Annotated in this window: 23 protein-coding genes; 6 read left to right on the top strand and 17 right to left on the bottom strand. The window is 67.9% G+C overall.

Annotation, left to right across the window (positions count from 1 at the left end; translation table 11 throughout):
* Position 1 precedes the first annotated feature (1 nt).
* From J2X20_RS01730 to J2X20_RS01685, 10 genes are all read right to left on the bottom strand, one after another.
* A complete protein-coding gene (locus J2X20_RS01730) occupies positions 2 to 1819 on the bottom strand; it encodes an aminopeptidase P family protein (RefSeq protein WP_310259968.1) in 1818 nt (605 codons plus the stop codon).
* Positions 1820 to 1889: 70 nt separating this feature from the next.
* Positions 1890 to 3101, bottom strand: coding sequence for an NAD(P)H-dependent flavin oxidoreductase (locus tag J2X20_RS01725; protein WP_409034121.1), 1212 nt, complete (start codon positions 3099 to 3101; stop codon positions 1890 to 1892).
* Positions 3102 to 3196: 95 nt separating this feature from the next.
* Complete coding sequence (gene kynA, locus J2X20_RS01720) at positions 3197 to 4024, bottom strand: tryptophan 2,3-dioxygenase (protein ID WP_310259965.1); 828 nt, start codon at positions 4022 to 4024, stop codon at positions 3197 to 3199.
* Positions 4025 to 4026: 2 nt separating this feature from the next.
* Positions 4027 to 5280 (bottom strand): kynureninase, encoded by a 1254-nt coding sequence (gene kynU, locus J2X20_RS01715; protein ID WP_310259962.1) that lies wholly within the window; start codon positions 5278 to 5280, stop codon positions 4027 to 4029.
* A complete protein-coding gene (gene kynB, locus J2X20_RS01710) occupies positions 5277 to 5921 on the bottom strand; it encodes an arylformamidase (protein ID WP_310259959.1) in 645 nt (214 codons plus the stop codon). The genes kynU and kynB overlap by 4 nt, the downstream gene beginning before the upstream one ends.
* Positions 5922 to 6054: 133 nt before the next feature.
* Positions 6055 to 7059 carry a chitinase gene (locus J2X20_RS01705; RefSeq protein ID WP_310259956.1) on the bottom strand — a complete coding sequence of 335 codons (1005 nt, stop codon included), beginning with the start codon at positions 7057 to 7059 and terminating at the stop codon, positions 6055 to 6057.
* A 174-nt stretch (positions 7060 to 7233) separates the two neighbouring features.
* Positions 7234 to 7716 carry a carbohydrate-binding protein gene (locus tag J2X20_RS01700; RefSeq protein WP_310259953.1) on the bottom strand — a complete coding sequence of 161 codons (483 nt, stop codon included), beginning with the start codon at positions 7714 to 7716 and terminating at the stop codon, positions 7234 to 7236.
* A 505-nt stretch (positions 7717 to 8221) separates the two neighbouring features.
* Positions 8222 to 9343, bottom strand: a complete 1122-nt coding sequence (locus tag J2X20_RS01695) for an ABC transporter substrate-binding protein (protein ID WP_310259949.1) — start codon at positions 9341 to 9343, stop codon at positions 8222 to 8224.
* A 1055-nt stretch (positions 9344 to 10398) separates the two neighbouring features.
* On the bottom strand, positions 10399 to 10950 hold the full coding sequence (locus J2X20_RS01690) for a hypothetical protein (protein WP_310259946.1): 552 nt from the start codon (positions 10948 to 10950) through the stop codon (positions 10399 to 10401).
* A gap of 429 nt (positions 10951 to 11379) precedes the next feature.
* Complete coding sequence (locus J2X20_RS01685) at positions 11380 to 12162, bottom strand: GH12 family glycosyl hydrolase domain-containing protein (RefSeq protein ID WP_310259943.1); 783 nt, start codon at positions 12160 to 12162, stop codon at positions 11380 to 11382.
* Between the two features lie 495 nt (positions 12163 to 12657).
* On the opposite strand from J2X20_RS01685, the gene J2X20_RS01680 reads away from it, so the two are divergent.
* On the top strand, positions 12658 to 14091 hold the full coding sequence (locus J2X20_RS01680; protein ID WP_025563763.1) for an MFS transporter: 1434 nt from the start codon (positions 12658 to 12660) through the stop codon (positions 14089 to 14091).
* A gap of 27 nt (positions 14092 to 14118) precedes the next feature.
* On the opposite strand, the gene J2X20_RS01675 is transcribed toward J2X20_RS01680, so the two are convergent.
* Both J2X20_RS01675 and J2X20_RS01670 read right to left on the bottom strand, forming a co-directional pair.
* A complete protein-coding gene (locus J2X20_RS01675; protein WP_310259937.1) occupies positions 14119 to 15393 on the bottom strand; it encodes a hypothetical protein in 1275 nt (424 codons plus the stop codon).
* Positions 15394 to 15559: 166 nt separating this feature from the next.
* Positions 15560 to 17173: an alpha/beta hydrolase family protein gene (locus J2X20_RS01670; RefSeq protein ID WP_310259934.1), complete on the bottom strand. Its 1614-nt coding sequence runs from the start codon at positions 17171 to 17173 to the stop codon at positions 15560 to 15562.
* A gap of 304 nt (positions 17174 to 17477) precedes the next feature.
* On the opposite strand from J2X20_RS01670, the gene J2X20_RS01665 reads away from it, so the two are divergent.
* On the top strand, positions 17478 to 18299 hold the full coding sequence (locus tag J2X20_RS01665) for a nidogen-like domain-containing protein (RefSeq protein ID WP_409034120.1): 822 nt from the start codon (positions 17478 to 17480) through the stop codon (positions 18297 to 18299).
* A 76-nt stretch (positions 18300 to 18375) separates the two neighbouring features.
* Here the strand turns inward: J2X20_RS01665 and J2X20_RS01660 are convergent, their stop codons facing one another.
* On the bottom strand, positions 18376 to 19251 hold the full coding sequence (locus tag J2X20_RS01660; RefSeq protein WP_310265057.1) for a LysR family transcriptional regulator: 876 nt from the start codon (positions 19249 to 19251) through the stop codon (positions 18376 to 18378).
* Positions 19252 to 19391: 140 nt separating this feature from the next.
* Here J2X20_RS01660 and J2X20_RS01655 point away from each other — a divergent pair, with 140 nt between their 5' ends.
* Positions 19392 to 20570: an acyl-CoA dehydrogenase gene (locus tag J2X20_RS01655; RefSeq protein WP_310259927.1), complete on the top strand. Its 1179-nt coding sequence runs from the start codon at positions 19392 to 19394 to the stop codon at positions 20568 to 20570.
* Positions 20571 to 20810: 240 nt separating this feature from the next.
* Positions 20811 to 21269 (top strand): YybH family protein, encoded by a 459-nt coding sequence (locus J2X20_RS01650; RefSeq protein ID WP_310259924.1) that lies wholly within the window; start codon positions 20811 to 20813, stop codon positions 21267 to 21269.
* Here J2X20_RS01650 and J2X20_RS01645 read toward each other — a convergent pair whose 3' ends face one another.
* Positions 21270 to 22055, bottom strand: coding sequence for a glutaminyl-peptide cyclotransferase (locus tag J2X20_RS01645; protein WP_310259921.1), 786 nt, complete (start codon positions 22053 to 22055; stop codon positions 21270 to 21272).
* A 29-nt stretch (positions 22056 to 22084) separates the two neighbouring features.
* Positions 22085 to 22585, bottom strand: coding sequence for a hypothetical protein (locus J2X20_RS01640; RefSeq protein ID WP_310259918.1), 501 nt, complete (start codon positions 22583 to 22585; stop codon positions 22085 to 22087).
* Between the two features lie 119 nt (positions 22586 to 22704).
* On the opposite strand from J2X20_RS01640, the gene J2X20_RS01635 reads away from it, so the two are divergent.
* Both J2X20_RS01635 and J2X20_RS01630 read left to right on the top strand, forming a co-directional pair.
* Positions 22705 to 23388: a heavy metal response regulator transcription factor gene (locus tag J2X20_RS01635; RefSeq protein ID WP_310259915.1), complete on the top strand. Its 684-nt coding sequence runs from the start codon at positions 22705 to 22707 to the stop codon at positions 23386 to 23388.
* Positions 23385 to 24836: a heavy metal sensor histidine kinase gene (locus tag J2X20_RS01630; RefSeq protein WP_310259912.1), complete on the top strand. Its 1452-nt coding sequence runs from the start codon at positions 23385 to 23387 to the stop codon at positions 24834 to 24836. Before J2X20_RS01635 ends, J2X20_RS01630 begins: the two co-directional genes overlap by 4 nt.
* Here the strand turns inward: J2X20_RS01630 and J2X20_RS01625 are convergent.
* Together J2X20_RS01625 and J2X20_RS01620 are read right to left on the bottom strand one after the other, a co-directional pair.
* Entirely contained in the window at positions 24772 to 25113 is a 342-nt protein-coding gene (locus J2X20_RS01625; RefSeq protein WP_310259910.1) for a low molecular weight protein tyrosine phosphatase family protein, read from the bottom strand. The genes J2X20_RS01630 and J2X20_RS01625 overlap by 65 nt on opposite strands.
* Positions 25110 to 26492, bottom strand: a complete 1383-nt coding sequence (locus tag J2X20_RS01620) for a TolC family protein (protein WP_310259906.1) — start codon at positions 26490 to 26492, stop codon at positions 25110 to 25112. Before J2X20_RS01620 ends, J2X20_RS01625 begins: the two co-directional genes overlap by 4 nt.
* Positions 26493 to 26499 lie beyond the last annotated feature (7 nt).

The raw sequence follows: 26499 nt of genomic DNA, 5'->3' as shown, positions 1-26499 counted from the left end.
CTCATGCGGCCAGGGGCTCGGTGCGTTGGATCAGCCAGGCCAGGGCCGCGCCGCTGACCAGCGGCGCCAGGCGCTCGCGCACCGTGGCGTGATAGCGGTTCAGCCAGTCGATCTCGTCGGCACGCATCAGGCTCAGGTCGATGCAGCGCGTGTCGATGGGGCACAGCGTCAGCGTCTCGAACTCCAGCATCTCGCCAAAGGCGTTTTTCTCCGGCGTGTCGATGGCGACGTTGAGCACCAGGTTCTCGATGCGCACCCCCCACTGTCCCGGCCGGTACAGGCCCGGCTCGATGGAGGTGATCATGCCGGGCTCCATGGCCATGGCCGGCTCGGCGATTGCCTTGCTGATGCTCTGCGGGCCTTCGTGCACATTCAGGAAATAGCCCACGCCGTGACCGGTGCCGTGGCCATAGTCCAGGCCGTGCTCCCACAGCGGCGCGCGGGCGATGGCGTCCAGCATGGGGCTCAAGGTCCCGCGCGGGAAGCGGGTGCGCGACAGGGCCAGCGTGCCCTTGAGCACGAGCGTGTAGTCGCGCTTCTGTGCCGCGCTGACCGTGCCGATGGGCCAGACGCGCGTGATGTCCGTCGTGCCGCCGTGGTACTGGCCGCCGGAGTCGATCAGCAGCAGGCCGTTGCCCTCGATGTGCGCGAAGGACTCGGGCGTGGCGCGGTAGTGGGGCAGGGCGCCATTGGCCATCCAGCCGGCGATGGTGCTGAAGGAGAGGCCGACGAAGCCGGGGCGCTTCTTGCGGGCGGCGCTGAGCTTGGTGTCGATATCCAGCTCGCTCCAGCGCTCGCCGCGGGCCATCGAGGCCTCGAAGTCGGCATAGAACTCGCACATGGCCGCGCCGTCTTCGGCCATGGCCGCGCGGATGAAGGCGGCTTCCTCGGCCGTCTTGCGGCTCTTCAGCAGCGTGCTGGGGTTGATCTGCTCGACGACGGCCACCGTGGCCGGCACCGCCTCGCGCAGGCCCAGGGTCACACGGCGCGGGTCGATCAGCAGCTTGGCGGTGGCGGGCAGGGCAGCCAGGGCCTTGGCGGCCTGGTCATAAGGGGCGAGCGTGATGCCGTCGGCCCCCAGGCGGGCAGCCACGTCGGCCGGCACCTTGCCGTCGGCGATGAAGAGACGCCCGCCGGTGGCGTCGATCAGCAGATGAGCGATGAAGACGGGGTTGCACTCGACGTCGCTGCCGCGCAGATTGAGCAGCCAGGCCAGGTCATCCACGGTCGAGACCAGGTGGTGGCTGGCGCCAACGCTGGCCATGGCCTTGCGCACGCGGGCCAGCTTGTCGGTGCGCGACACGACGGCAAAGGGCGCGGCGTGCTCGTAGACGGGCTCGGTGGGCAGGCCGGGGCGGTCTTCCCAGGCGGCCTTCAGCAGGTCAAGGTCGGTGCGCAGCGTCACGCCGGCGCGTTGCATGGCCGCGCGCAGCGCGTTGGCCAGCGACAGGCCCAGCACCTGGCCGTCTACGGCCAGCACCTGGCCGGGCTGCAGCTGCTGGGCGATCCAGTCGATGTAGATCGTCGACGCGCCGGTGGCCATCTTCTCCAGCGTGATGCCGCTGCCGGCGATCTGCGCCTCGGCCTGGGCCCAGTAGCGGCTGTCGGCGAACAGCGCGGCGCGGTCGCGCGTGACGACCAGGCTGCCGACCGAGCCGGTGAAACCCGACAGCCACTGGCGGCCTTGCCAGCGGTCGGGCAGGTATTCGGACAGATGCGGGTCGCTGGACGGCACCAGCAAGGCGTGCACGCCTTGGGCATTCAGGGCATCGCGGATGCGCTCGATGCGCAGGCGGGTTTCGTGGGTGCGGGTGTCCATGGCCAGGACCTTTTCTGAGTCGAAGCCATGAGTTTAGTTTTGCCGCGCCGCCCCTGCCGAAGGACAGGGCTCAGGCGGTGACCGGTGGGGGTGTAAGCAGGCGTTCGAGCAGTTCCCGCACGCTGCGGATCTGGCTGCCGAAGGGCAGGGCGCCGACGCCGCGGAAGAACAGGCCCTTGTTCACGTCGCCGCGCAGCGCCGCGGCGAGCTGGTTGTCGATGCAGAACTGGCCCCAGTCCTTGAGGCCGTCACGCAGGCCGCATTGGGCCAGGCAGTCGAAGACCTTGGTGCAGCGCGCCTTGGCGTGGGCCGCGGCCTGCAGCCGGGGCTCCAGGCGCAGATAGTTCTTCAGCCAGGGCGTGGCCACGGCGCGTGCCGGCAGCCCGGCCACGCTGGTGAACTCCACCATGTCTTCGTCGCGCGCCTCGGCCAGCACCCGTTTGAACTCGGGGTGGGCGTCGCCCTCGGCGGTCACGGCAAAGGGCGTGCCCAGCTGGACCCCCGCCGCGCCCAGCGATTGCAGGCGCTGCACGTCCCCGAAGCTGCGGATGCCGCCGGCCGCGATCAGCGGGATCTCGCGCTCCAGGCCAGCCTGCTTGAAGAACTCGCGGCAGGCGGGCAGCACCTGGTCGAAGTCGAAGCGCTTGTCGCCCAGGTCGGCGATGCGCGCGGCGCCCAGGTGGCCGCCGGCCAGGCGCGGGTGCTCGATGACGATGGCGTCCGGCAGGCGCTTCTTGCGCTCCCATTTCCTGATGATGAGCTGCACGCCGCGCGCGTCGCTGAGGATGGGGATGAGCAGGGTGCGGGGGTGGTCCTGGGCCAGATCGGGCAGGTCCAGCGGCAGCCCGGCGCCGACGACGATGGCGTCCACGCCCGCGGCCAGCGCGCGCTTGACCGAGGCCGCGTACTCGCCGACCGCGCGCATCACGTTCAGCGCGATGAGCCCGCGGCCCTGAGAGCGTTCACGTGCACCGGCGATCTCCCGGTCCAGCGCTTCCAGATTGGCGGCGTCGATGCGCCGCTTGGCCGCATCGCCGGCGCGGCAGTCGCGCGTGGCTTCCATCAGGTCGGCATGGTGGCGGCGCAGGTCCACCGAACTCAGCGTGCCCATGCCGCCCTCGGCCGCCACGGCACCGGCCAGGCCCTTGGCGCTGATGCCTATGCCCATGCCGCCCTGCACGATAGGCAGCAGCTCGCGCCCGCCCAGGCGCAGGGGCCACAGGCCGCTGCGCCCCAGCAGGGTGCCCAGATCGGGCGAGACGAAGGGGAAGCGATTCATCATGGGTCGTCCTGAGCCGCACGCAAGCGACAAGCCATGTAGGCTAGCCAGCCGCGGGCGACGCCGTTTTGACCCAGGTCAGGAAGGCCGCAAACTCGCTACAGGTCGGTCCGCAGCGCCCACAGCTCCGGGAACAGCACCACGTCCAGCATCTTGCGCAGATAGCTGACGCCGCCCGTGCCGCCGGTGCCGCGCTTGAAGCCGATGACACGCTCCACCGTCGTCACATGGCGGAAGCGCCAGAGGCGGAAGGCGTCCTCCAGATCGACCAGCTCCTCGCCCATCTGGTAGAGGTCCCAGTTCTTTTCGGGCGCGCGGTAGACGGTCAGCCAGGCTTCCTTGACGCCCTCGTCGGCCACATGGGGCTGGGTCCAGTCGCGGCTGAGGTTGGCGGCCGGCACCGGGATGCCGCGGCGGGCCATCAGCTTCAGCGCCTCGTCGTAGAGGGACGGCGCCTCGTAGGCCGCTTTCACCTGGGCCAGCAGGTCGGGCCGGTGCTCGTGGGGCTTGAGCATGGCGGCGTTCTTGTTGCCGAGCGTGAATTCGATGCGCCGGTACTGCGCGCTCTGGAAGCCGCTGCTCTTGGCCAGATAGGGCCGCACGGCGCTGTACTCGGGCGGCGTCATGGTGGCCAGCACATCCCAGGCGTGGACGAGCTGCTCCATGATGCGTGAGACGCGGGCCAGCATCTTGAAGGCCTCGGGCAGGCGGTCGGCCGCCACATTGGCGACGGCCGCGTGCAGCTCGTGCAGCATCAGCTTCATCCACAGCTCCGAGGTCTGGTGCTGCACGATGAAGAGCATCTCGTTGTGGTCAGGCGAGAGCGGCTTCTGCGCGTTCAGGATGGCGTCGAGCTGGAGATAGTCTCCATAGCTCATGTCCTTGGAGAAATCGAGCTGGGCGCCGTGGTGTTGGACGTCGGACATGCTCAGGTCACCTTCGAGCGAGACGTGAACTGGGGTGCGTCCCAGGACTTGGTCTCCAGGATGTCGACGAGCACGTCGACAGCCCGCGCCACGTCGGCAAAGCCGTTGTACAGCGGCGCAAAGCCGAAGCGCAGCAGCTCGGGGTCACCGGCGCGGAAGTCGCCGATGACGCCCTGGGCAATCAGCGCCTGCATGACGGCATAGCCGTCCACGCCCTGGGGCAGGGAGAACGACACCTGCGAGCCGCGCATGGCCGAGTCGCGCGGCGTGGCGATGACGGCGCCGGGCACGCGCTGCTCGACGCCGCCGATGAAGGCCTCGGTCAGGGCCAGCGACTTGTTGCGCAGGGCCTTGATGCCGCCGAGCTTCTGGGCCGCGTCGAACACGTCCAGGGCCGTGTCCAGGCCGGTCATGGCCAGCACCGCGGGCGTGCCGCACTGGTATTGCTGGATGCCCGGGGCGGGCTGGTATTCGCTGTCGAAGTCGAAGGGGTTGGCGTGGCCCAGCCAGCCCGTCAGCGGCTGCCAGACCTGGCCCTCGTGGCGCGGGTGCATCCACACAAAGGCCGGCGCGCCGGGGCCGCCGTTCAGGTATTTGTAGCCGCAGCCGATGGCGAAGTCGGCCGCCGCCCCGAGCAGGTCGATGGGCACGGCGCCGGCGCTGTGCGCCAGGTCCCACACGGCCAGGGCGCCAGCCTGGTGGGCCCAGCGTGTCAGCAGGGCCATGTCGTGCATGCGGCCGCTGCGGTAGTTGACATGCGTCAGCATCAGCACGGCGCAGCGCTCGTCCAGCAGCGGCGGGATGTCCTCGGGCGACTCGGTCAGGATCAACTCGCCGCCATGGGCCCGCACCACGCTCTGGGCGATGTAGTTGTCGGTCGGGAAGTTGCTGCGCTCGCTGATGACGACCTTGCGCTTGCCCTGCTGCAGCTGCAGGGCCGCGTGCAGCACCTTGTAGAGGTTGACCGAGGTCGAGTCCGCCACCAGCACCTCGCCCGGGCGCGCGCCCAGCCAGGGCGCCAGCCGGTCGCCCAGGCGGCGCGGCAGGTCGATCCAGCCGGCGCTGTTCCAGCTCTTGATCAGGCCCTGACCCCACTCCTGCTCCACGGCGCGCTGGATGCGTGCCGGCGTCGCCTTGGGCAGGGCGCCCAGGGAGTTGCCGTCCAGATAGGTGACGCCGTCGGGCAGGGTGAAAAGGTCGCGCAGCGAGCGCAGGGGATCGGCGGCGTCGAGCCGCTTGGCGTCTTCGATATTCATGGCTTCAGTTCCCTCAGGATGGCGCGCACGGGCGAAGCGCAGGCGCCTTGGAGTTTGAGTGGCAGGGCGATCAGCTCGTAGTCGCCCGCGGGCACGTCGTCGAGCACGAGGTTTTCCAGCACGCGCAGGTCGTGACGGCGCAGCTGCTGGTGGCTGTCCAGCACCTTGGAGTCGGCCGGGTCCACGCTGGGCGTGTCGATGCCGATCAGGCGCACGCCGCGCGCGGCCAGCCATTCGACGGCCTCGGGGGCATAGGCCGTGAAGGCGGGGTTCCACACCGTGTCGGCCTTCTCGCAGACACGCACCAGCACGCGCGGCGGCAGGTCGCGTTCAGCGTGCCGCAGATGCTCGACCTTGATCAGTGGCGCGGCGCCAATGGCGTGGATGACGCGGCAGCGGCCGAGATAGGTGTCCAGCGGCACCTCGGCAATGGCCGGCGCGTCGTTGGCGTAGTGCAGGGGGGCATCCGCATGAGCGCCTACGTGGGGGCTCATGGTGATGGCGCTGAGATTGACCGGGCAGCCCGGCGACAGCTGGGCCGTCCAGCGCAGGCTGTAGGGCTCGTCGCCCGGGAAGATGGGGGCGTCGGGGGCGACGGTGGGGGAGATGTCCCAGAGTCGGGGCGAGGGCGTGGAAGGCATGGCGGCGGCACCATAGCTTTGCCGGGTTGGTCGTGGTGTCGGTTAAATCCAACTGCCTGTCAACTCGTCGCCCGTCCAAAGAAAAGGCCCGCCAGGCCGAAAGACCGGGCGGGCCGTGCCGAGGCTCAGTGCCTCAGGGCTTGGGCAGGGCGTTCAGATAGGCCTTGTGGTTGACCGAGAACTCGTTGCCGTTGTAACGGTCCCAGTTGATCGACCAGGTCATCACGCCGCGCAGGCCCAGCGTCGGCGTGCGGGGCGCGTAGCTGCCGCAGTTGCGCAGCTGGGTCAGGCAGTTCAGCGCGTTCTGCACCTCGGCCACCGGGGTGAAGCCACCGCCGGCATACGAGTTGGCCGGCAGGCCGATGGCGACCTGGTCGGGCCGCAGCGCCGGGAACTTGAAGCCCGTGCCCGCGACGGTGAAGCCGGTCAACAGCATGTCGGTCATGGCGACATGGAAGTCGGCCGTACCCATGTTGTGGTACTGGTTGTCCAGCCCGGTGATGGGTCCCGAGTTGTAGTCCTGCACATGCAGCAGCGTGAGGTCGTTGCGCAGCGCGTAGATGACCGGCAGATAGGCGCCGGCTCGCGTGTCGCAGCCCGAGCAGGTGCCGCCGTAGAAGCTGTAGCCCAGCTGCACGAAGAAGGTCTCGGGCGCCATGGTCAGCACGAATTTGCTGCCATAGCGCGCCTTGAGCTGCTTCAACGCGCTGATGAGGTTGACCACCACGGGCGTGGTCGGGCTGGCGACATTGCTGTCACCCGCATTGAGCTGCAGGGAGTGGCCTTCGAAGTCCACGTCCAGGCCGTCCAGTCCCCAGCGGTCGATGATGCTGGCGACCGAACCGACGAAGGCCGTGACCGCCGCGGCGGACTCCAGCCGCACCTGGCCGTTGGCCCCGCCGATGGAGATCAGCACCTTCTTGCCCGCGGCCTGCTTGGCCTTGATGGCGGCCAGGAAGTCGGCGTCGGACTCGACGTTGGGGCACTCGCCCACCGGGCAGCGCTTGAACGCCACCTCGCCCGAGGTCGCCGAGGTCGGCTCCGCGAAGGACAGGTTGATGTGGTCCCACAGGTCGCTGACGTCCGCCATGCGCACATAGCCCGAGCCGTTGGCGAAGCTGGCGTGCAGATAGCCCACCAGCGAGTGCGTGCCTGAGGGCGGCGGCGGAGGAGGTGGCGGCGGAGGTGGCGGCGGAGGAGGAGGTGGCGGGGGTGGAGGCGGCGGAGGAGGCGGCGGAGGAGGCGGAGGAGGCGGAGGAGGCGGAGGAGGCGGAGGAGGCGGAGGAGGCGGCGGGTTGCCGCTGACGATGGTTCAGGGCTTGCCGCTGCCAACCGGGCCGTTGTTGGTGCGCGGATCCTCGCCGCGGGTCCACCAGTTGGCCTTGTAAGTCACGCCGGCGATGACCACGGTCTGCCCCTGGGTGTAGGCCGTGTTGGCGTCCCAGGTGCTGCTGGCCGGCGGCGGCGGTGGAGGAGGGGGCGGCGGAGGCGGCGGTGGGGGAGGAGGCGGCGGGGGCGTGCTGCCGTCCGCGGCGCCGATGTCCTGCCACAGGCTGCCATTGGTCGGGTTCCAGCCCGTGCTGGCGTAGTCGGTCTGGTTGACCAGGGCCTTGTAGTTGCGGCCCTGGTAGGTGACCAGGGAGCCGGCGGCGTAGTAGGTGTCGGGCTTCCAGGCCGGGTAGCTGGCGGCATGCACGCTCAGCGCAAGCAGGCCGCTGGCCAGCAGACCGATGGCGCTGCGCACGCGCTTGTGCGGCAAGGGAGGAGGTTTCAGGGGCGAGGGGGCTCTTCGCATGATGGGTCTCTGCGGTAGGTGGGCGGGCCGCGCCAGGGCGTGGCCTGCGGGTCTGCGAGAACTACTCAACTGCGGCTCGCAGCGCGCCTGCCGACGGGGCCGCCCACGGGCAGCCACCAGTCAACGCGGCGCAAGGTACCACTGAGATACCAATCAATGAAAGAGGGAAATCTGCTGGGGTGGAGTGCGTGTGTCTCGGCGCGTCAACAGGCCCTCGATCGGCTCGGAATTTGGCCAATTGTCATAGAAGAGATACCAGCGTCCGGCGCTTGCCCGGCAAGCTCGTCATTGGTTTGATACCAATTGCATGCCAGGAAGGTCGCGAGCAGGGCAGGCGGGGCAAAAATGGAAAGGGCGGCCCTTGCGGCCGCCCCTAGAAACGAAGCCTTGGGCGTTCGAAAAAAGATACGGGCGCAGGCGCTCCGACTCATGCCAGCCGCCCTGCATGGCGGCAGTCCTTCGCCGGGCGTCGGACAGGCCGCAGTGGCCTGTCCTCGGTCCCGGCTCAGCGCCGGAATTTGCCGTTCTGGTCGATGATGGCCAGGTCCACATAGTCCAGGCCGCTGTGGTCCTTGGGCCCGTAGCCGACCTCGATGCCGCCCACGTCGAAGCGGCCCATGCCTTCCAGCGCATCGCGCAGGCTCTGGCGCGTGGGGGTCTTGCCGGCGCGCTTCAGGCCCTCCACCAGCACCTTGGCCGACACATAGCCCTCGACGACCGTCGGCGTCAGGTCCACGCCGGCCTTCTGGGCTGCCTCGGAGATCTCCTTGATGATGGGCTTGGCGATGGAGCGCTCATAAGGGAAGACCTGGCTGACGATGACGCCGTAGGCGATGTCGCCCAGGTCCTTGATGAAGCCCATCGAGGCGTTGTTGGACAGGGTCACCAGCTGGGCCGTCGAGCCGGCCGCGCGCACCGCCTTCATGCCCGCCACGACGGCCGTGCCCGAGCCGATGAACATCACGGCCTGCGGCTGCTTCTCCAGCAGTTTGGGCACGATGGGAGCGAAGTCGGGCTTGGCGCGGTCGTACTTCTCGTGGGCGATGGGCTTCTTGTTGGTCTTGGTGAGGCCGGCCATGGCGCCCTGGACGGCGTCGTCTCCGAAGCTGTCGTCCACCTGCACGATGGCGATGCGCTCCATGCCGATCAGGCTCAGGTGCTCGATGGCCCGCTCGGCCTCGCGCTGGTAGGTGGCGCGCACGTTGAAGAGCCAGGGGTGGACCGGCTTGTGCAGCACCATGGCGCCCGTCGACGGGCCCACCAGCGGCACCTTGTGCTCGGTCAGCAGCGGCATGATGGCCTGGGTGTGAGGCGTGCCGCGGTTCAGGAACAGCGAGATGACTCCCTGGTCGATCAGCTGCTTGGCGTTGGCCGCCGCGATCTTGGGATCGAACTTGTCGTCCAGCGACACCAGGTTGATCTTCTGACCGTTGATGCCGCCGCCGGCATTGACGATGTCGAAATAGAGCTTGGCGCCCTTGGTCGCCTCACCCACGCTGGCCGCCACCTGGCCGGTGTGGCCGGCGGTCTGGCCGATGGTGAAGTCGGCGTGGGCGGTGCTCGCCAGCGCCGTTGCCGTGGCGGCGAGCAGGAGGCGGTTGGCCAGCTGCCGAAGTGACGTCGTCATGGGTTTGTCTCCTAGCTGCCCCTGGCTGCGGCGGGCTCTTGTCTGGATGCTCTGGGCGGCCTGCGCGCGGGAGACGTTATTCAAGCATGCGGGGTGTGTCGCCAGTGCGATGCCGCGATGTGGATAGTGCGTATGTCGCGGCAGCGGCTTGGCGCGTGAGGCCCAGCGGGGAGTTCGCCCCGCGGGTGACTCACTTTCTTGGGCGCCCAAGAAGTAAGCAAAGAAACCGCCCTGGTTCCGCCGCCCCTTGCGTTGCGAGGGGTTCCCTGCGCTTCTGGAGCACCGAGGCCCGCGCAAAACTCCCGTCGCTACGCCCTTGTCAAACGGTTGCGCGGAGCCAGTTCACGAAGCGTGCTGCGCACGCGCCTCGGCGCCCTGCGATGCTCGGCGGCATGGCTTGCCAAAGTGACCGACGGAATGGTCTTCTAGTATTTTTGGTTTGAGGCCCGAGCTCGATTCCATGACAAAAGTCTTGGATGGGCTGCAGAGCTATTCAGTCTTAAGCGCAAGTTGATAGTGAACTACTGCGGAAACTGCTGCTTCTCGGGTCCCGTTGCGAACTTCATACAATGGATACTCGCCCGATATGGGCTGGGCGTTAGCAATGGAAACAGGAATCAATCCGAGCCATCGCCTCGCAGGGTCTGGTTGCGTACTGATATATGCGCTCTTTGCATTGTAGCGTCGTATGGTGTTGGAGCTGCTGGGTAATGACATGCCGGGTCGTAGCAATTCGAACCGAACGGAATAATTTGAATCGTTGGGGAGTGGGAACGATTTCTCGGTTTTTAGAAGAAGTGCATGGCCGTCGTGACAGCAGGCCCGGACTAATGAATAGACTGTGTCATTTACAATCGCTTTTATATGTACCTCTTCTCCATCGTCTGGCTTTGAGTCTCCATAGAAAGCGACTTGCTTAATAATCAATACAACTTGTTTGGGGGAGTCGGCGGCCATGGGCGATGTGCAAGTCAAGCTTAGGCCGGCGATGAGCATCGCTTGGTGGGCTTTGCTTTGAATATAATTAAGCATTCTCAACCTCCGAATTGCTTGTGTTACTCGCCGCTTTGAGTGATTTCAAATGAAACAACAGCCACGACGGCGGGTGAGGCTGTATCGCTTTTTACGGGGTATAGCTTGTACTTTCCAGAATATGGAATTGATGCGGTGGCTCGTGCATTTGTGGCCAGTGCCTTGCTTTTATATATTGTAATTGGATCTTGCGCGCGAGCGACTTTCCCGGATTTGTAATTCATTTTGAACCAAATTTCATAGCTATCTGCTTCCGGAAGTGGTATTATTTTTTTCCCCATTGCTGGCCCTACTTTCATCCACTTTACACCCGCCACGCTTGGGAAAATATATTCAGTTCTATTTACTGAGCTTATAATCTGAAGTTCGGCATCGGGGTCGTCTGGATACAGTGTGATGCCGTTGATTCGCAGATAGACTGTGCCGGTTGCGTTGGTTGCGGTTTCGGCTTCGGCGGAAGTTATCGATTGACGTCCAAAAACCAATGCCGCGCCGACCACAATTAACCCTGTGACAATCGCAATTCGGGCCCATAGGGGATACGGTTCAATTAGTTTGAGGAATGATTCGATCATCCTTTTTTCTCCCTTGTGCGTTTGTAGCGTCGAACGGCATTTGTACACACTGGAGGGCGGCTGTCTAGCAAGTGTTCTATCTAGATAGAACCATGTCCACGAACTCGAAGTCTGACGGCCTCAGCGTCCGGGATCGTCGCGCCCTGCCGCTGCGCTCTGGGCGCATCCTCGGGATCCTCAGGATCGGGGTCAGATACGAGGTCTTAAATCTAAAGCCCAGCTTCGTCCCAAGGAGGCCGGCGGCACAAAGCTGGACTTGAGGCGCGTGACGGCGCCATAGGCACGCGTTGGCCGGCCAGCGTGATGGCGGGCCGGCCAGAACTGGCTGGGACAAGCACGCTGTCGGGGAACAGATGCGGGCGCGACTGTGCGCAGACACCTCAGCGCGCACTGGGTACGACTTACCCCGCGGCGCCACCGGCCCCACGCCTACTTCACGGTCACCGAGAAATTCTTCGACCCAAAGTTCATTCCCCCCGACGACGACGTGATCTCGAAGCCGTACTGCACATCACCCACCACCAGGTCGGCCATCCAGCCGAGGTTCTTCAAGTAGTTGAGGATGGCCAGCACGTCGATGGTCGTGTTGTTGGTCTTGGTGGTGCGCAAAAAGGAATAGACCATGTTGCTGCCGTTGTTGCCGCGGTAGACGTTCCAGGTGGCGCCGCCCACGTTGACGTTGGTGTAGACGGGAATCGCGCAGCCTTGCGCGGTCCAGTTGTAGGAGATGGGCTTGACGTTGCCGCAGCCGGCCGCGGTGCCGGTGTAGTTCAGCCACAGCATGATCTCGTGGGCGTTGTTGCCCACCCAGATGTCGTAGGCGGATTCCCAGGCGCCGCCGGCCGGCGTGGTGGCGGAGATGGTCGATGACAGCTGCGACATCGAGCTGATCGTCCGGTTCACCGTGTAGCCAATGTGCGGATAGGACTTGATGCCGCCGGTGTTGGGCTGGTCGGACCAGACGCCCCAGTCGGCATTCGTGTTGGCCCAGATCGTCTGCGCGCCGGCGGCCACGCCGCCGCAGGGCGACCAGACGTCGTTGTTGAAGGTGTACTTGCCGTAGGTCCAGCTGGCGAACAGGTTGGGAGCAGAACAGGACGCCGTCGCGGGCGAGGAGGCGGCCCAGGTGGCGGCTTGAGCGCTCGTCGAGGAGGCGAGGGTCAGGGCGACGAAGGCGGCGGCTGCGCCCAACGCGCGGTGGGTGGATTTCATATGTCTCCGATGTCGTTTGTTTGATGGAAGAAAGACGCCTGCGACGGCTGCCATGGCAGCGTTGTCATCAGGCAAATTAATTCGAGCCCCGAACAATTAGTTCGACCATCGGGCTTACCCGGTCTTCTGTAACTGCTGGCTCACCGGGCCGTCGGCCGCGCTGGCTGGGTGAGGATCTCGCCGGCGCTGGCTTCGGCGCGCCAGTCGCGGCAGCATGGGCAGGCCGGCGGCGTCGTCCGAAGTCCGCTCGAAAGTCCAGGCGGCTCGGGGCGGCTTGCGGGCTCAATCCTTGCCCCACGTCTGCCGAGCCGGCAGCCCCACATCCCCGCACTGCACCGCTGTCGAAACGACATGGCCACTGCCACTTCTCACGCTGCCGCGTCGCCCACCGTCGATGCGTCGCAGACCTGGCCGCAAGCCTTGCGCACCTTGGTGTGCTTGATGCTGAACGGTCCCCGATGAAGGTGTTCTTCAATCCATATCAGGAGCCCGGCCATGAGCGCCCCGCTGCACCCTTCCTGTGACCGTTCCATCGCCGCGGCCAAGCCCGAGGCGGCGACGGCCTCGCCGCCGCACGCGGCATGGATCCTCGCCACCACCATCCTCGCCTCCAGCCTGGCCTTCATCGACGGTTCGGTCGTCAACGTCGGCCTGCCCGCCATCGGCCGCAGCCTGGATGACAGCCGCATCGAACTCGCCTGGGTGCTCAACGGCTACCTGCTGCCGTTGTCGGCGCTGCTGATGATCGGCGGCGCAGCCGGCGACTTGTATGGGCGGCGCCGGCTGCTGGTCATCGGCACGGTGCTGTTCGCCGCCGCGTCGCTGTTGTGCGCGCTGGCGCCGGGCATGGCGTGGCTGGTGGCAGGCCGCGTGCTGCAGGGCATCGGCGCGGCGCTGCTGATGCCCAACAGCCTGGCCATCCTCGGCGCCAGCTTCAGTGGCGAGGCGCGCGGGCGGGCCATCGGCATCTGGGCCGCCGTGGGTGCCGCCGCGGGAGCGGTGGGCCCGCTGCTGGGCGGCTGGCTGATCGACGTCGTGGGCTGGCGCTCGATCTTCCTCATCAACCTGCCGATCGCCGCGGCGGCCATCGCGCTGGCGCTGCGTTACGTGCCGAACGAGCCCGAGCAGGGCCGCGCGCCGCTGGACCTGGCCGGCGGACTGCTGGCGTCGGCCGCGCTCGGCGCTCAGACCTGGGCGCTGACGCGCTGGAGCGCGGCGCAGCATGCCGACGCCATGACGCTGGCCGTTCTCGGCGCCGGGCTGCTGGCGCTGGGCGTGTTCGTCCTCGTGGAGAGACGCCGGGGCGAGCAGGCGATGCTGCCGCTGTCGTTGTTCCGATCCGCCGATTTCGTGGGCCTGTCGCTGCTCACGCTGCTGCTGTATGGCGCGCTCGGCGGGCTGCTGGTGCTGGTGCCCTACCTGCTCATCCAGGCGCATGGCTATTCGGCCACGGCGGCCGGGGCGGCGCTGTTGCCGCTGCCGGTGGTCATCGCGATCAGCTCGTCGGCGATGGGCAAGCTGGCCGCGCGCACCGGTTCGCGGCCGCCGCTCGTCATCGGACCGCTGGTGGTGGCCGCGGGCTGCGTGCTGGCGCTGCGCATCGAGCACGCCGGCAGCTACTGGCTCACGGTGTTTCCGGCGCTGCTGGTGATCTCGCTGGGCATGGCCGGCGCGGTGGCACCGCTGACCACGGCCGTACTGGCCTCGGCCCAGGCCGAGCACACCGGCGTGGCGTCTGGCTTCAACAGCGCCATCGCCCGCACCGGCGGCCTGATCGCCACGGCCTTGCTCGGCGGCGTGCTGGCCCTGCAGGGCGCCGCACTGGCCGCGTCGTTCCGCTGGGCCGCCGTCGTCGCGGCTGCCGTGGCCGTGGCGGCCAGCGCCAGCGCCTTCGTCTGGGTGGGCCGCGGCCCGTCCAAGGCGGCCTGACAAAGCCGCCCCGCGACTCGTTGCCCGCTACCAGTTGCCCTGCAAGGAGTTGCCGTTGAACCGGCTGTCTCCCGTGACCGCGCCCATGTCCACGAACTCGAAGTCCGACGCCCTCAGCGTCTTCAAGTTGGAGATGGTCGCGTCCTGCCACTGCGCACTCGGCTCGCCCTGCACATAGAGGTCGGAGCCGATGTCGGCCACATAGAGGCCGTAGCGCTGCATCGCGATTGCGACGGCTTTGGCCTGGGCGCTCCAGGAGGCCGGTGGCACAAAGCCGGCCTTCAGGCGCATGACGGCACCAAAGGGCACGCCGCCCACCGTGTCGCCACCCGCGTGGTGGCGTGCGGGCCACACGTGGCTGCGGGCGAGCACGCTGTCGCGCAGCGTGACGCGCAAGGCATGGCGGATCTCACCGGCGCTGGCTTCAGTGGCGCGCGCCAGCAGCGGCAGCATGGGCAGGCCGGCGGCGTCGCCCGAGGTCCAGGTGTCGGGCCGCATGGCGTTGCTCTTCAGGTCCCAGGCGGCCGTCGAGTAGCTGTACCACTGCGAGTTGACGTGATAGCTGGCATAGCTCTCCCACAGCCGGCAGCTGCCTTGCTCCACCACGAGCACATGGCGGTCGCCGCATTGCTGGGCGTCGTTGCAGGCGCCGCCCTCGGCCTTGATCACGTCGTCGCGCGGGAAGGGGAAGCGGCGGTTGGGCGCGGTCAGCGTCGTGCAGTCGCGCACCAGGCTGTAGCCGCCACCGACGGGCGCGGCGCAGTCGCTCTCGTCGGGCGCGCTGTCGCCGTTGCCGGCGCGTGGGTCGGTGGGGTTGAAGGAGACCGTCGGCCAATCCGTGGTGGCCGTGGCTGCGGTGCTGCCGTCCACCACGTTGTACGGGATGCCGTAGTAGTCGGCCGTCTGTTGCTGGTTCTCGCTGGTGCCCCAGTCCGGATGAAACGACCTCGTGCCGCCGATGCTGTTGATCCACGTCGCGCTGCTGGCGTGCACGGGGAAACGTTGAGCGTCGTCGATGCGCGTGTTGAACACGGCCGTGACCGAGAAGACATCGCAGCCGCCGATCTGCGGTACGGCGCCGGGGGCAGGTGAAGGAGCGGGCGAGGGCGCAGGTGAAGGAGCAGGGGCCGGTGGCGGCGCAGGCGGGGTCGGCGTTGGTGCCGGTGCCGGTGCGGGCGATGGAGTTGGTGCCGGCGCGGGTGCCGGGGAGCTGCTGCCTCCGCCGCCGCAGGCCGTCAGGCCGAGGGAGGCTGCGAGCAGCAGGGGGCCGACGCTGTGCTTCTTCTTCTCATGGATTCGCATCCGCCATTGATATCGCCAAATGACCCGCCGAGCTGCAATGGATGGTGACAAGTACAGCCCGCAAGCCGGCGACGGGCGCTGAGGCTTGTCGCTCAGCCAGCGACGGACGTACTGCTGGCAGCCCGGGACGGCCGTCAGGAGCGTGAGGTTTTGCGCAACCAGGCGTTCAGCGCTTGCCGTTGTCTGGCCCGGTCAGCCCATGCGCCTTCATCCAGCGCACCAGCGTTGGAAAGTAGTCGGCGTGAAAGCCCGTCGTGGTGGCGGCCTTGTGCCCGCTGTCGAGGTCGGTCGCCCACAGGCCATGGGCGGCGTGGTCGAGGAGGGTGATCTGGTGGTCGCGATTGCCGGCCTGCGCGAGGGCCTGGCGCAGCAGGGTCACGCTGCGCTCCACGGGCACGAAGGCGTCGCGGTCGCCGAAGACGGCGAGCATGGGTACCTTGACCTGGGCGTAGGAAGGCATGGGGTCGAAATACCAGAAGGTCTGGGCGCGCCGGCTCGGCAGGTCGGGCAGCTTCTCGTGGAACTCCACCAGGTGGGCCCAGCGCGCGTCGGTCTTGGTGCGGGCGGCCGCTTCCAGCCAGTCGCGGCCTTCGCCGGTCTTCACCCAGTGCATCAGGCGGCGCTCGTAGTCGGCCGCCTCGGCCACGTCCGCAGCGCTCAGGCCTTCGTTGCGTGCGCTGGTCTCGACGCGGTAGATCTCCTGCTCGGCCGCGGTGACGGACGGGCCGGACTGCGCGATGACGAAGGCGACGTCGCTGCTGCGCGCTGCCGCGATCGGGGCGACCCACCCGCCTTGGGAGTGGCCCCAGACGCCGATGCGGCCTGGATCGACGCCCGGTTGCTGCTTGAGCAGGCGCACCGCCGCGACGGCGTCGTCGGCCAGGTCGTTGAGGCCGGTCTCGCGCGTATCGCCCTTGGACTCGCCGACGCCGCGCTTGTCGTAGATGAGAGCGGCCAGCCCCTGGCTGACGAAGAACTCGGCCTGCTGGCGATAGGCCTCGCGCGGCGCATTGGTGGACATGGGTGCGAGCACGACGGTGGCGTGCGGGCCTGGTGTGGCCGGCAGCATCAGCGTGCCGGCCAGGCTCATGGCGCCGTTGGTCCAGCGCAGCGGGCGCTCGACGATATGGACGCGCTCGCCGACCAGCGGCTTGGCGCCAGCTTCGGCCCAGAGCAAGCGTTGGCCCTGCTGCTGCGCGGGCAATTGCTTCAGTGTCAGGCGCACCGGCCAGGGCGATTGCAGCGACGGCCCGGCGGTGGCTACGCCCGCGCCGCGTTCGAAGAGGAAGGACCAGCGGCCCGAACCGAATTCGATGACGGTGGGCTGCGGAAAATCGGTGAAGGACCCGACCGACACGAGTCGGCCATCGCCCAGCCGATACAGGCCCGGGGCGACGGCGGGCTGCGCCGCGGTCGCCACCTGGACCATCGACAAGCGGCAGCGATCGGCCGCTGCAGACAGCAGCGTCTCGCCGTCGCGCTGCGCGGCGCATGGCAGGCCGCCCATGGCAGCCGGCAGCGTGAAGCCGACGCGGCCGTCGTCCATCGTTGCGCCCGGCAGCGGCTGCCAGTCACCGCCCGCATTCACGCCACCACCCGGCATGGCGTAGGCCAGGCGGGGCTGGTGGTCGACGAACTCGGCACGCAGGCGCCAGAAGGCCGCACGGCCTTCCACCTCGATCAGGCCGGCCCATTCGCCGGGGTCGCTGGCTGCCGCGTGAGCACACAGCGGGGCCAGCAGCAGGGAGAGCAGGGAGGCACGGAATCGAGAGGAGGACATGAAGCAAGGTCGGAGGAATCGAAGGAAGCCGGCATCTTGCTCATCTCGGTCCGCTTGCGCCGCTGCGCTGCGACGGATTGCAGGATGACAACGACGAGCGGGCGGCTGCGAAGGTCCTGTCGATGGCTCGCGCGTCCGGCGGCAACGGCATGCAACCCTTTGTTTGCGGGTGTCAACGTGCTTTACACATTCTTCCTGGTCCTGGGAAAAACCCTTTATGAATCAATGGCTTGTATGGCTGGCTCGTTGTTTGCTAACGATGCCACCTTTCGACCACCAACGTTTGGAACCCTGGAGCATGCAATTGATTTCTCGTAAGTTTGCCGCCGGTCTCACCCTGGCCATTGCCAGCCTCGCAGCCCAAGCTGGCCCGGTGGTGGGTGGCTTCACCAACGGTGGCACGGTCGCCGTCTGTGACGACTGCTTCACCGGCCCGACCACGCTGGGTTTCACGGCCAACTACTTCGGCACCAGCTACAACAGCACCTACGTCAGCAACAACGGCTACGTCACCTTCGGCGCGGGCCAGGGCATCTTCACGGCCACCGGCCTGACGGGCGCCTACGCCGGCCTGCCCATCATTGCGGCCTTCTTCTCCGATGTCGACACGCGCGGTGTCGGCGGCGGCAACGTCAAGTACGGCACCGGCACCTACGCCGGCGCCAACGCCTTCGGCGTGACCTGGAACGCCGTCGGCTACTTCGGCTCCCATGTCGACAAGCTGAACACCTTCGAGCTGATCCTGGTGGATGCCTCGGCCGGCAACAGCGCCGGCGACTTCGACATCTACTTCAACTACAACCAGATCCAGTGGGAAACCGGTGACGCCAGCGGCGGCGCCGGCGGCTTCGGCGGCACCTCGGCTTCCGTCGGCTATGCCCGCGGCAACGGCGTCGCTGGCACCTATGCCCAGCTCAACGGTTCGCTGGTGAACGGCGCCCTGCTGGACGGTGGCGTCAATTCCCTGGTGCGCAACACCAATGACGGCGTGACCGGCCAGTACAAGTTCTCGGTCCGCAACGGCACCGTCGTGACGCACGAACTGCCCGAGCCGACCTCGCTGGCCCTGGTGGGCCTGGGCCTGGCGGCTGCCGCCGGCCTGCGCCGCCGCAAGGCTCGCGCCTGATCGGACAGAGCACCGAGGCCGCAAGGCCTCTGCACCTCAAGGCGGCCTGCGGGCCGCCTTTTTCATTGCTGGAGCTTCAGCGCGGGGCGCGCGACTCCAGGAAGACTTCTCTCAACACCGCTGCGGCATCCCGCCGCCATGCCGCGAACACCGCCGACGGCTCGATGGCCTCGGCCAGCGGCCGGAACACGGCGCCCTGGATGCCCGCCTGCTGGAAGGCCGCCGGCACGATGGACACGCCCAGGCCTTGGGACACCAGCGACACGACCGACAGCCAATGCCGGCCCTCGTGCTGCAGCCGCGGATAAAAGCCGTGCTGGCGGCAGATCTCGACGATGCGGGCGTGGTAGTCGGGCGAGCCCTTGCGGGAGAACAGGATGAAGGGCTGGTCGCTCAGCGTCGCCAGCGGGATCTTCTTCAGCTTCGCGCCCGGATGATTGGCCGGCAGGCAGGCCAGGAAGGGTTCGCTGTAAAGCGGTTGGGAGGCGAGGGCGGGCGGCAGGCGGTCGGTGTGAACGAGCCCCAGGTCCAGCTCTTCGGCCAGCAGGGCCTCGATCTGGTCCTGCGAGTTCAGCTCCACGACGACGACCTCGACCTTGGGATGGCTGGCCTGGAAGGCCTGCAGCCAGGCCGACAGGCCATTGAACAACGTGGAGCCGACAAAGCCCAGCCTGAGCCGACCCACCTCACCGGCCTGCACCTCGCGGGCGAGGGCGCAGGCGTCCTCGGCGCGGTCGAGCAGGGCCTGCGCGCTGCCGCGGAAGGTCTCGCCGGCCGGCGTCAGGCGCACGCCCTTGCTGTCGCGGTCGAAGAGGCGGGCGCCGACGCTGGCTTCCAGCTGTTGGATGGCCACCGATAGCGGCGGCTGCGAGATGGCCAGGCGCTGCGCGGCGCGGCCGTAGTGCAGTTCCTCGGCCAGGGCGAGGAAGTAGCGCAGGTGGCGGAACTCCATGGCACGGATGTCGGCTGTAATAGGCATGGCGAATCGTCGAAGTCGTTTTCTGAATTGGACACGAATCGCGCCGAGAGGAATACTGGGCGCCATACGCGCCCTTCACTCGGGGGCCGAATCCAACACCTCAAGGACACACCATGGCCACCAAGGCAAGCTTTCATTGGGACGATCCGCTGCTGCTGAATGAGCAGCTCTCTGACGAGGAGCGCATGGTGCGCGACGCCGCCGCCGCGTATTGCACCGACCGCCTGCGTCCGCGCGTGCTGGAGGCCTTTCGCAATGAAAAGACCGACGCCGGCATCTTCCGCGAGATGGGCGAGCTGGGCCTGCTGGGCCCGACCATCCCGACCGAATACGGCGGCGCCGGCCTGAACTACGTCAGCTACGGCCTGATCGCCCGCGAGGTGGAGCGCGTGGACTCGGGCTACCGCTCGATGATGAGCGTGCAGTCGTCGCTGGTGATGGTGCCCATCAACGAGTTCGGCAACGAGGCCACCAAGAAGAAATACCTGCCCAAGCTGGCCAGCGGCGAGTGGATTGGCTGCTTCGGCCTGACCGAGCCCAACCACGGCTCCGACCCCGGCTCCATGGTCACGCGCGCCCGCAAGGTCGACGGCGGCTACGAGCTGACCGGCAGCAAGATGTGGATCACCAACAGCCCCATCGCCGATGTCTTCGTCGTCTGGGCCAAGGACGACGGTGGCCAGATCCGTGGCTTCGTGCTGGAGAAGGGCGCCAAGGGCCTGAGCGCTCCGGCCATCCATGGCAAGGTGGGTCTGCGTGCCTCCATCACCGGCGAGATCGTCATGGACGGTGTGTTCTGCCCGGAGGAGAACGCCTTCCCCGAGGTGCGCGGCCTGAAGGGGCCCTTCACCTGCCTGAACAGCGCCCGCTACGGCATCGCCTGGGGCGCGCTTGGCGCCGCCGAGGACTGCTGGCACACCGCCCGCCAGTACACGCTGGACCGCAAGCAGTTCGGCAAGCCCCTGGCCGCCAACCAGCTGGTGCAGAAGAAGCTGGCCGACATGCAGACCGAGATCACGCTGGGCCTGCAGGGCTGCCTGCGCCTGGGCCGCATGAAGGACGAGGGCACGGCGGCCGTCGAGATCACGTCCATCATGAAGCGCAACAGCTGCGGCAAGAGCCTGGACATCGCCCGCATGGCGCGCGACATGCTCGGCGGCAACGGCATCTCCGACGAGTTCGGCATCGCCCGCCATCTGGTCAACCTCGAAGTGGTCAACACCTACGAGGGCACGCATGACATCCATGCGCTGATCCTCGGCCGCGCGCAGACGGGCATCGCGGCGTTCTGATGACCTTGCGGGACAGACCAGCCCGCAGGGCTGCTCTGTCCTCAACTGACTCAGCGGGTGGCCTTGCGGGACAGACCAGCCCGCAGGGCTGCTCTGTCCTCAACTGACTCAGCGGGTTGCCTTGCGGGACAGACCAGCCCGCAGGGCTGCTCTGTCCTCAACTGATTCAGCGCTCGCTATGCCTAATGGCAGGGCGGCGGCTGCCCGGCATGCTGCGGTTTCTTCAACAGGAGACCGCCGATGACCACCCGCCGCCACGCCCTGCTTGCCGCTGCCACGCTGCCCGCTGCCGCTTCGGCGGCCACGGAACCGGGCTGGCCGTCGGCCGACGTGATTGCCAGGCGTGTGGAAGAAGCCCGCGCCGCCGAAACCGCCTTTGCAGCGGCCTTTGCGGCCCGAGACGTGGCGGGCTTTCGGCGCCTGCTGGCGCCCGACACCATCTGGATGGGCAAGGCGCCGCTTCACGGCCCCGATGCTGTGATGACGGCCTGGAACGGCCTGCTCACCTCGGCCAAGCCACCCTTCAGCTGGTCGCCCGACCTGGTGCTGGTGCTGCCCAGCGGTGACCTGGCCCGCACGACCGGCCCAGTGCTGGATCCGGATGGCAAGGTCACTGCGCGCTTCCAGTCGGTGTGGCGGCGCAAGCCGGCCGGCGGCTGGGAGATCGTGTTCGACTTCGGAACTGAGGTCTGTCGCTGACTACTTCTTGAGCAGCTGGATCTCGAACAGCTTGGGCCACAGCTTGCCGGTGACGAACAGCCGCTTGGTCTTGGCGTCGTAGGCAATGCCGTTGAGCACGGCGTCGGGGCTGCTGCGCAGGTTGTCTGGCAGCAGGCCGCGCAGGTCGATCCAGCCGGTCACGCGGCCGGTCTTGGGGTCGATGCGGGCGATGCGGTCGGTCATCCAGACATTGGCCAGCACCTCGCCCTCCACCCACTCCAGCTCGTTGAGCTGGTCGACGGGCTTGCCGTCGGCCGTCACGCGGACGCGGCGAAGCTCCCTGAAGGTGTTCGGGTCGAGGAAGCGCAGCTCAGGGCTGCCGTCGCTCATGACCAGTTCCTTGTCGCTGTGCGTCAGCCCCCAGCCCTCGCCGGGGTAGTTGAACTTGCGCCAGAGCTTGAAGGTCTTGAGGTCGAGCACATAGGCGGTCTGCTCGGTCCAGGTGATGCCGATCAGGCGGTCGCCCCATTGCGAGATGCCTTCGCCAAAGACATCGGCCGGCAGGTCGACCTGCTGCACCACCTTGCCCGTCTCCAGTTCGACCTTGCGGATGCTGGAGCGCCCGCGCAGGCCGGTCCCTTCGAACAGAAAGCCGTCGTGGAAGAACAGGCCCTGGGTGAAGGCGTCACCATCGTGCGGATAGCTCTTGACGACCTTGAAGCCCTGCACGGGTGTGGCAGCGAGAACCGGGGCGGCGAGGGTGGCGGCGAGCAAGGCCAGCGCGGCGCGGCGCGGCAGGGACGAGAAAGAGGGCATGAAGCGCATGCCGTCAGCCTAGCCGATGCCGGAGCCGCTCAGCTGTCTGCAGCAGTTCTTTGCTTTCGCAGGGCCAGTGCCTGGAGGGTGTAGCCCGCGATGAACAGGCCCAGCCAGGCGAGCAGGGCGGTGCGCACGAGGGGCGAGTCCGGTCCGGTCGCCAGAGGATGGGCTGCGGGCAGTCGGGTCAGGGTCTCGTTGATGCCGGGCACCAGCAGCAGGAAGAAGCTGAACGAGAAGCCCAGCGTGGCCAGGCAGGGGCGTGCGCGGCCGAGGAAGGACAGGCGCGGTGCCAGCAGGGCGCCCGACACCGCGAGCAGCGCCAGGATGCCCAGCGCATGGCCCGGGTTGAACCCGCCCGTGCTCGACAGGCCGAAAGCCGTCAGCACCGACAGCAGCAGCCCGCCGAGGTAGACGCGACCGGACGTGGTGCCGGGTTGGATCGCGCGATGGCGGGCCAAGGCGTAGAGGCCGGCCGCGAGTGGCACGAGGCTGATCGCGGTGTGTGCAATGCCCAGGGTGGAGAGGGGGTGAGGCATGAGGGAAGGCAGTGTGGATGACGGCGAAACTGTAGAAATTCCGCCTGCCGCCGGGGGTGACATGTGGATGACAAAAACGTCATCCGCAAGGTCACGGCGGCTGCCGACAATCCAGCCGCATGAAGATCCTGGTCATCGAGGACGACCCCAAGACGGGCGACTACCTGAAGAAGGGGCTGCGCGAGAGCGGCTACACGGTGGACCTGTCGCGCACCGGCACCGACGGCCTGCAGATGGCCCTGAACAACGCCTATGACCTGGTGGTGCTGGACGTCACCCTGCCCGGCATCGACGGCTGGCAGATCATGCCGGCGCTGCGCGAGCAGGGCGATGTGCGCGTGCTCTTCCTGACCGCGCGCGACCAGTTGAGCGACCGCATCCGCGGCCTGGAACTGGGCGCCGACGACTATCTGGTCAAGCCCTTCTCGTTCACGGAGCTGGTGCTGCGCATCCGCACGCTGCTGCGGCGCGGCGTCGCGCGCGAGGCCGACGTCTACGAGGTGGCCGACCTGAAGCTGGACGTGCTGCGCCGCAAGGTCACGCGCGAAGGCAGCGAGATTGCGCTGACCAACAAGGAGTTCCTGCTGCTGCACCTGCTGTGCCGGCGCCAGGGCGAGGCGCTGTCGCGCACCCTGATCGCCTCCGAGGTGTGGAACATGAACTTCGACAGCGACACCAATGTGGTTGATGTCGCCATCAAGCGGCTGCGCGCCAAGGTCGACCGGCCGTTCGCGACGCCGCTGATCCATACCGTGCGCAGCGTGGGCTATGTATTCGGCGACGCGCCGGAGGGGGCGCCATGAGGCTGCGCTGGCTGCCTCGCTCGCTGGCCGTCCGGGTCACGCTGCTGTGCGCGCTGATCGCCGCGTGGACGACGGGCATGCTGGGCATGTTCTATTTCTTCAGCGCCCGCACGGCCATCCTGGCGCATGCCGATGAGCAGCTCACGGCAAGGGCCGAGCACTTTCGCCGCATGGTGGGTGACGTTCGCACGGTGGAGGAGCTGCGCGATCGCGCCATGCTGTTCGAGGCCTTGCTGGGCTCGGCCGACGATGTGCTGATGCTGCGCCGTCCCGGCGAAGCGCCGCTGGTCGAGATCAACCCGGTGCGCGCCGCGCCGCCACCCGGCCTGGTGCCCGGCCCTGTGCACGACATGCAGGCGCCCGGCCAGCCGCGCCTGCACTGGGTGTCGGCCTTGGCCCGCTCGGGCCCGGACGGCAGCGCCATCGAGGTGGTGGCCGGCCACCCGCTGGTGAGCGAGATGCAGATGATCGCCATGAGCCGCGACAAGGCCATCACCGGCACCGCCATGGCCATGCTCGCCTCGACCTTGCTGGTGGGGTGGGTGCTGCGCCATGGCCTGCGGCCCCTGCATCGCGTGGCCGCGCAGGCGGCCCAGATCAACCCGATCAACCTGGCCATCCGGCTGCCCGAGCACGACGCGCCGCAGGAGTTGCGCGACATGGTGGCCGTCTTCAATGCCATGCTGGACCGCATCTCGACGGGCTACGAGCGCCTATCGCAGTTCTCGGCCGATCTGGCGCATGAGATCCGCACGCCGGTCGGCACGCTGATCGGGCAGACCCAGGTCGCGTTGAACCGCTCGCGCAGCCCGGCCGAGTACCAGCAGCTGCTGGAATCCAATCTGGAGGAGCTCAACCGGCTGCGGCTGATCGTCGACAACATCCTCTTCCTCGCCCAGGCCGACCACGCAACGCTGGACATCCAGCGCGCGCCTCTGGACATGGCCGAGGAGCTGCGCCTGATCGCCGAGTATTTCGAGGGTCCGGCGGACGAGGCCGGCCTGCGCTTCGCGGTGCAGGCGCATGGCAGGGCGCTGGTGAACACGGCCCTGTGCAGGCGGGCCGTCCACAACCTGGTGGTCAACGCGCTGCGCTACAGCACGCCGGGCACGACGGTCCGCCTGATCGGATCGGAGGACGAGACGAGGTCGACGCTGGCGGTGGAGAACGATGGCCTGCCGATCCCACCCGAGCAGCTGGGCCGCCTCTTCGATCGCTTCTACCGCGCCGATGCGGCGCGTGGCCGGCCCGCCGAGTCCAGCGGCCTGGGGCTGGCCATCGTCAAGGCCATCATGGCTTTGCATGGCGGCGAGGCCGGCGTGTCGTGCACGCCGCAGGGCACGATCCGCTTCGAGTTGAGGTTTCCGCGCGCCGGGGCGGAGCTCAGTCCAGGTCGAGCAGCGGCGGCACCACCGCCTGGAGCAGCGTCACCAGTTCGGCATCCATGAAGCGATAGTCGTCGGGGATGTCCAGCACATGCAGCGCTTTGCCCGCCAGCAGCGCGGCGTGATCCTGCATCAGCCGCGAGCGGTGCTTGGCTTCCATGACGAGGATGACGTCGGCCCAGGTCAGGTCGGCCTCGCCGACCTGCCGGCGCGCGCTGGCGCTGGTGCCGGCCGAGCGCACGTTCAGCGCGGGGTGGCGGCGAAAGACCTGCTCGGCCGTCGGGCTGCGCCACTGGTTGCGGCTGCAGATGAAGAGGACGTTGAGCCTGGCAGCTCTCACGCGCCGCCCAGGGCCTTGAACAAGGCCGCCTGCCGCACCCACTGCTGCAGGCGCAGGCTGATGCGGGTCTGCTCGGCGTCGAGGACGGTGCTGCGGATCTGCAGCCAGTCGGCGCGCGAGATGGCACCGACGTCATAGCGCAGCTTGGCCAGGCGCTCGTTCTCGGTCGCTTCCTTCAACCGGCCGGCATTGGCCTGCAGCTGCTGGGCCGAGCGGTCGGCCTCGATGCGCTGGGTCTCGATGTCGGCCAGGGCTTTCTGCAGCGTGTCGCGCAGCGTCAGCGCGGCGCTGTCGAGCTCGCTGCGGGCACCGTCGCGCAGCAGGTTCAGGCGCTGCCAGTCGATCAGCGGCACGGCGAGGTTGGCGGCGAAGGAGGCGAGCGGCTGCGACAGCCAGTCGCTGGAGCGCGTGCCACCGGTGCTCAAGCCGGCGGAGAAGCTCAGGCGCGGATAGCGCTCGGCCTCGCTGACACGCAGCCGCGCCAGGGCCGTGTCCACGCCGAGGCGGGCACGTTGCACGTCCGGGCGCTGGGCCAATACATCCGCGGGCTCGGCGAGGCGCCAGCGCGGCGGCGCGGCGGCGGGCAGGGCTGCCTCAGGCGCGGGGCCGGGCAGGGGCTCGTCGAGCAGCAAGGCCAGGCGCTGGCGCTGCAGCAGCTGGTCGGCGGCAAGGTCGGCCAGGCGGGTCTCGGCGGCCTGCACGTTGACGGCGATCTTGTCGAGCTCGATGGGCAGCAGCTTGCCCTCGCGCACACGGGCGCGGGTCAGCTCCAGCGTCTCGCGGGTCAGCGTGAGCTGGTCTTCGGCCAGCGGGCGTTGAGCGCGGATGGCGGCCAGGGTCCAGTAGGCCTCGGCGACCTGGCTGCGGATCAGCAGGCGGGCGGCGGCGATGTCGGTGCGCGCGGCTTCGGCCTGGGCACGCTGGGCGGCCGTGGACTGGGCCAGGCGATCCCACAGGTCGAGCTCGTAGCCGACGCCCAGCGACGCGCCATAGCTGCGGCTCCAGCCGGTGGAGGTCGTCACGGGAATGGTGACGCCGCCCACCTCGACATTGCGCGTGCTGCTCTGGGTCTCGACGGGCCGGCTCGCGTTGGCAGAGACGCCGGCGCTGGGCAGCCAGCGCAGCTCGCTTTGCTCGGCCAGCAGTTGGGCCTGCTTCCAGCGCTGCGCAGCCAGCGCGATGTCGCGGTTGGCGTCCAGCGCACGCGCCTGCAGGGCGGCGAGCTTGGGGTCGAGCAGACCGGCCCAGTCGGGCTGGGCGTCGCCGCTGCTCAGGCTCCAGGCGGTGGGGGAGGCGACTTCGGGAGCCTTGACGGTCGGGCCGAGGGCGCAACCGGCGAGCAGCAGCGCGGTGGCGATGGCGATCAGGTTCAATTTCATGGCTTGC

The organism is Roseateles saccharophilus (genome assembly GCF_031458095.1).
Taxonomy (GTDB): domain Bacteria; phylum Pseudomonadota; class Gammaproteobacteria; order Burkholderiales; family Burkholderiaceae_C; genus Pelomonas; species Pelomonas saccharophila_A.
Note: the sequence above shows the minus strand (reverse complement) of the source record. Positions and strands in the feature narration are given on the sequence as shown.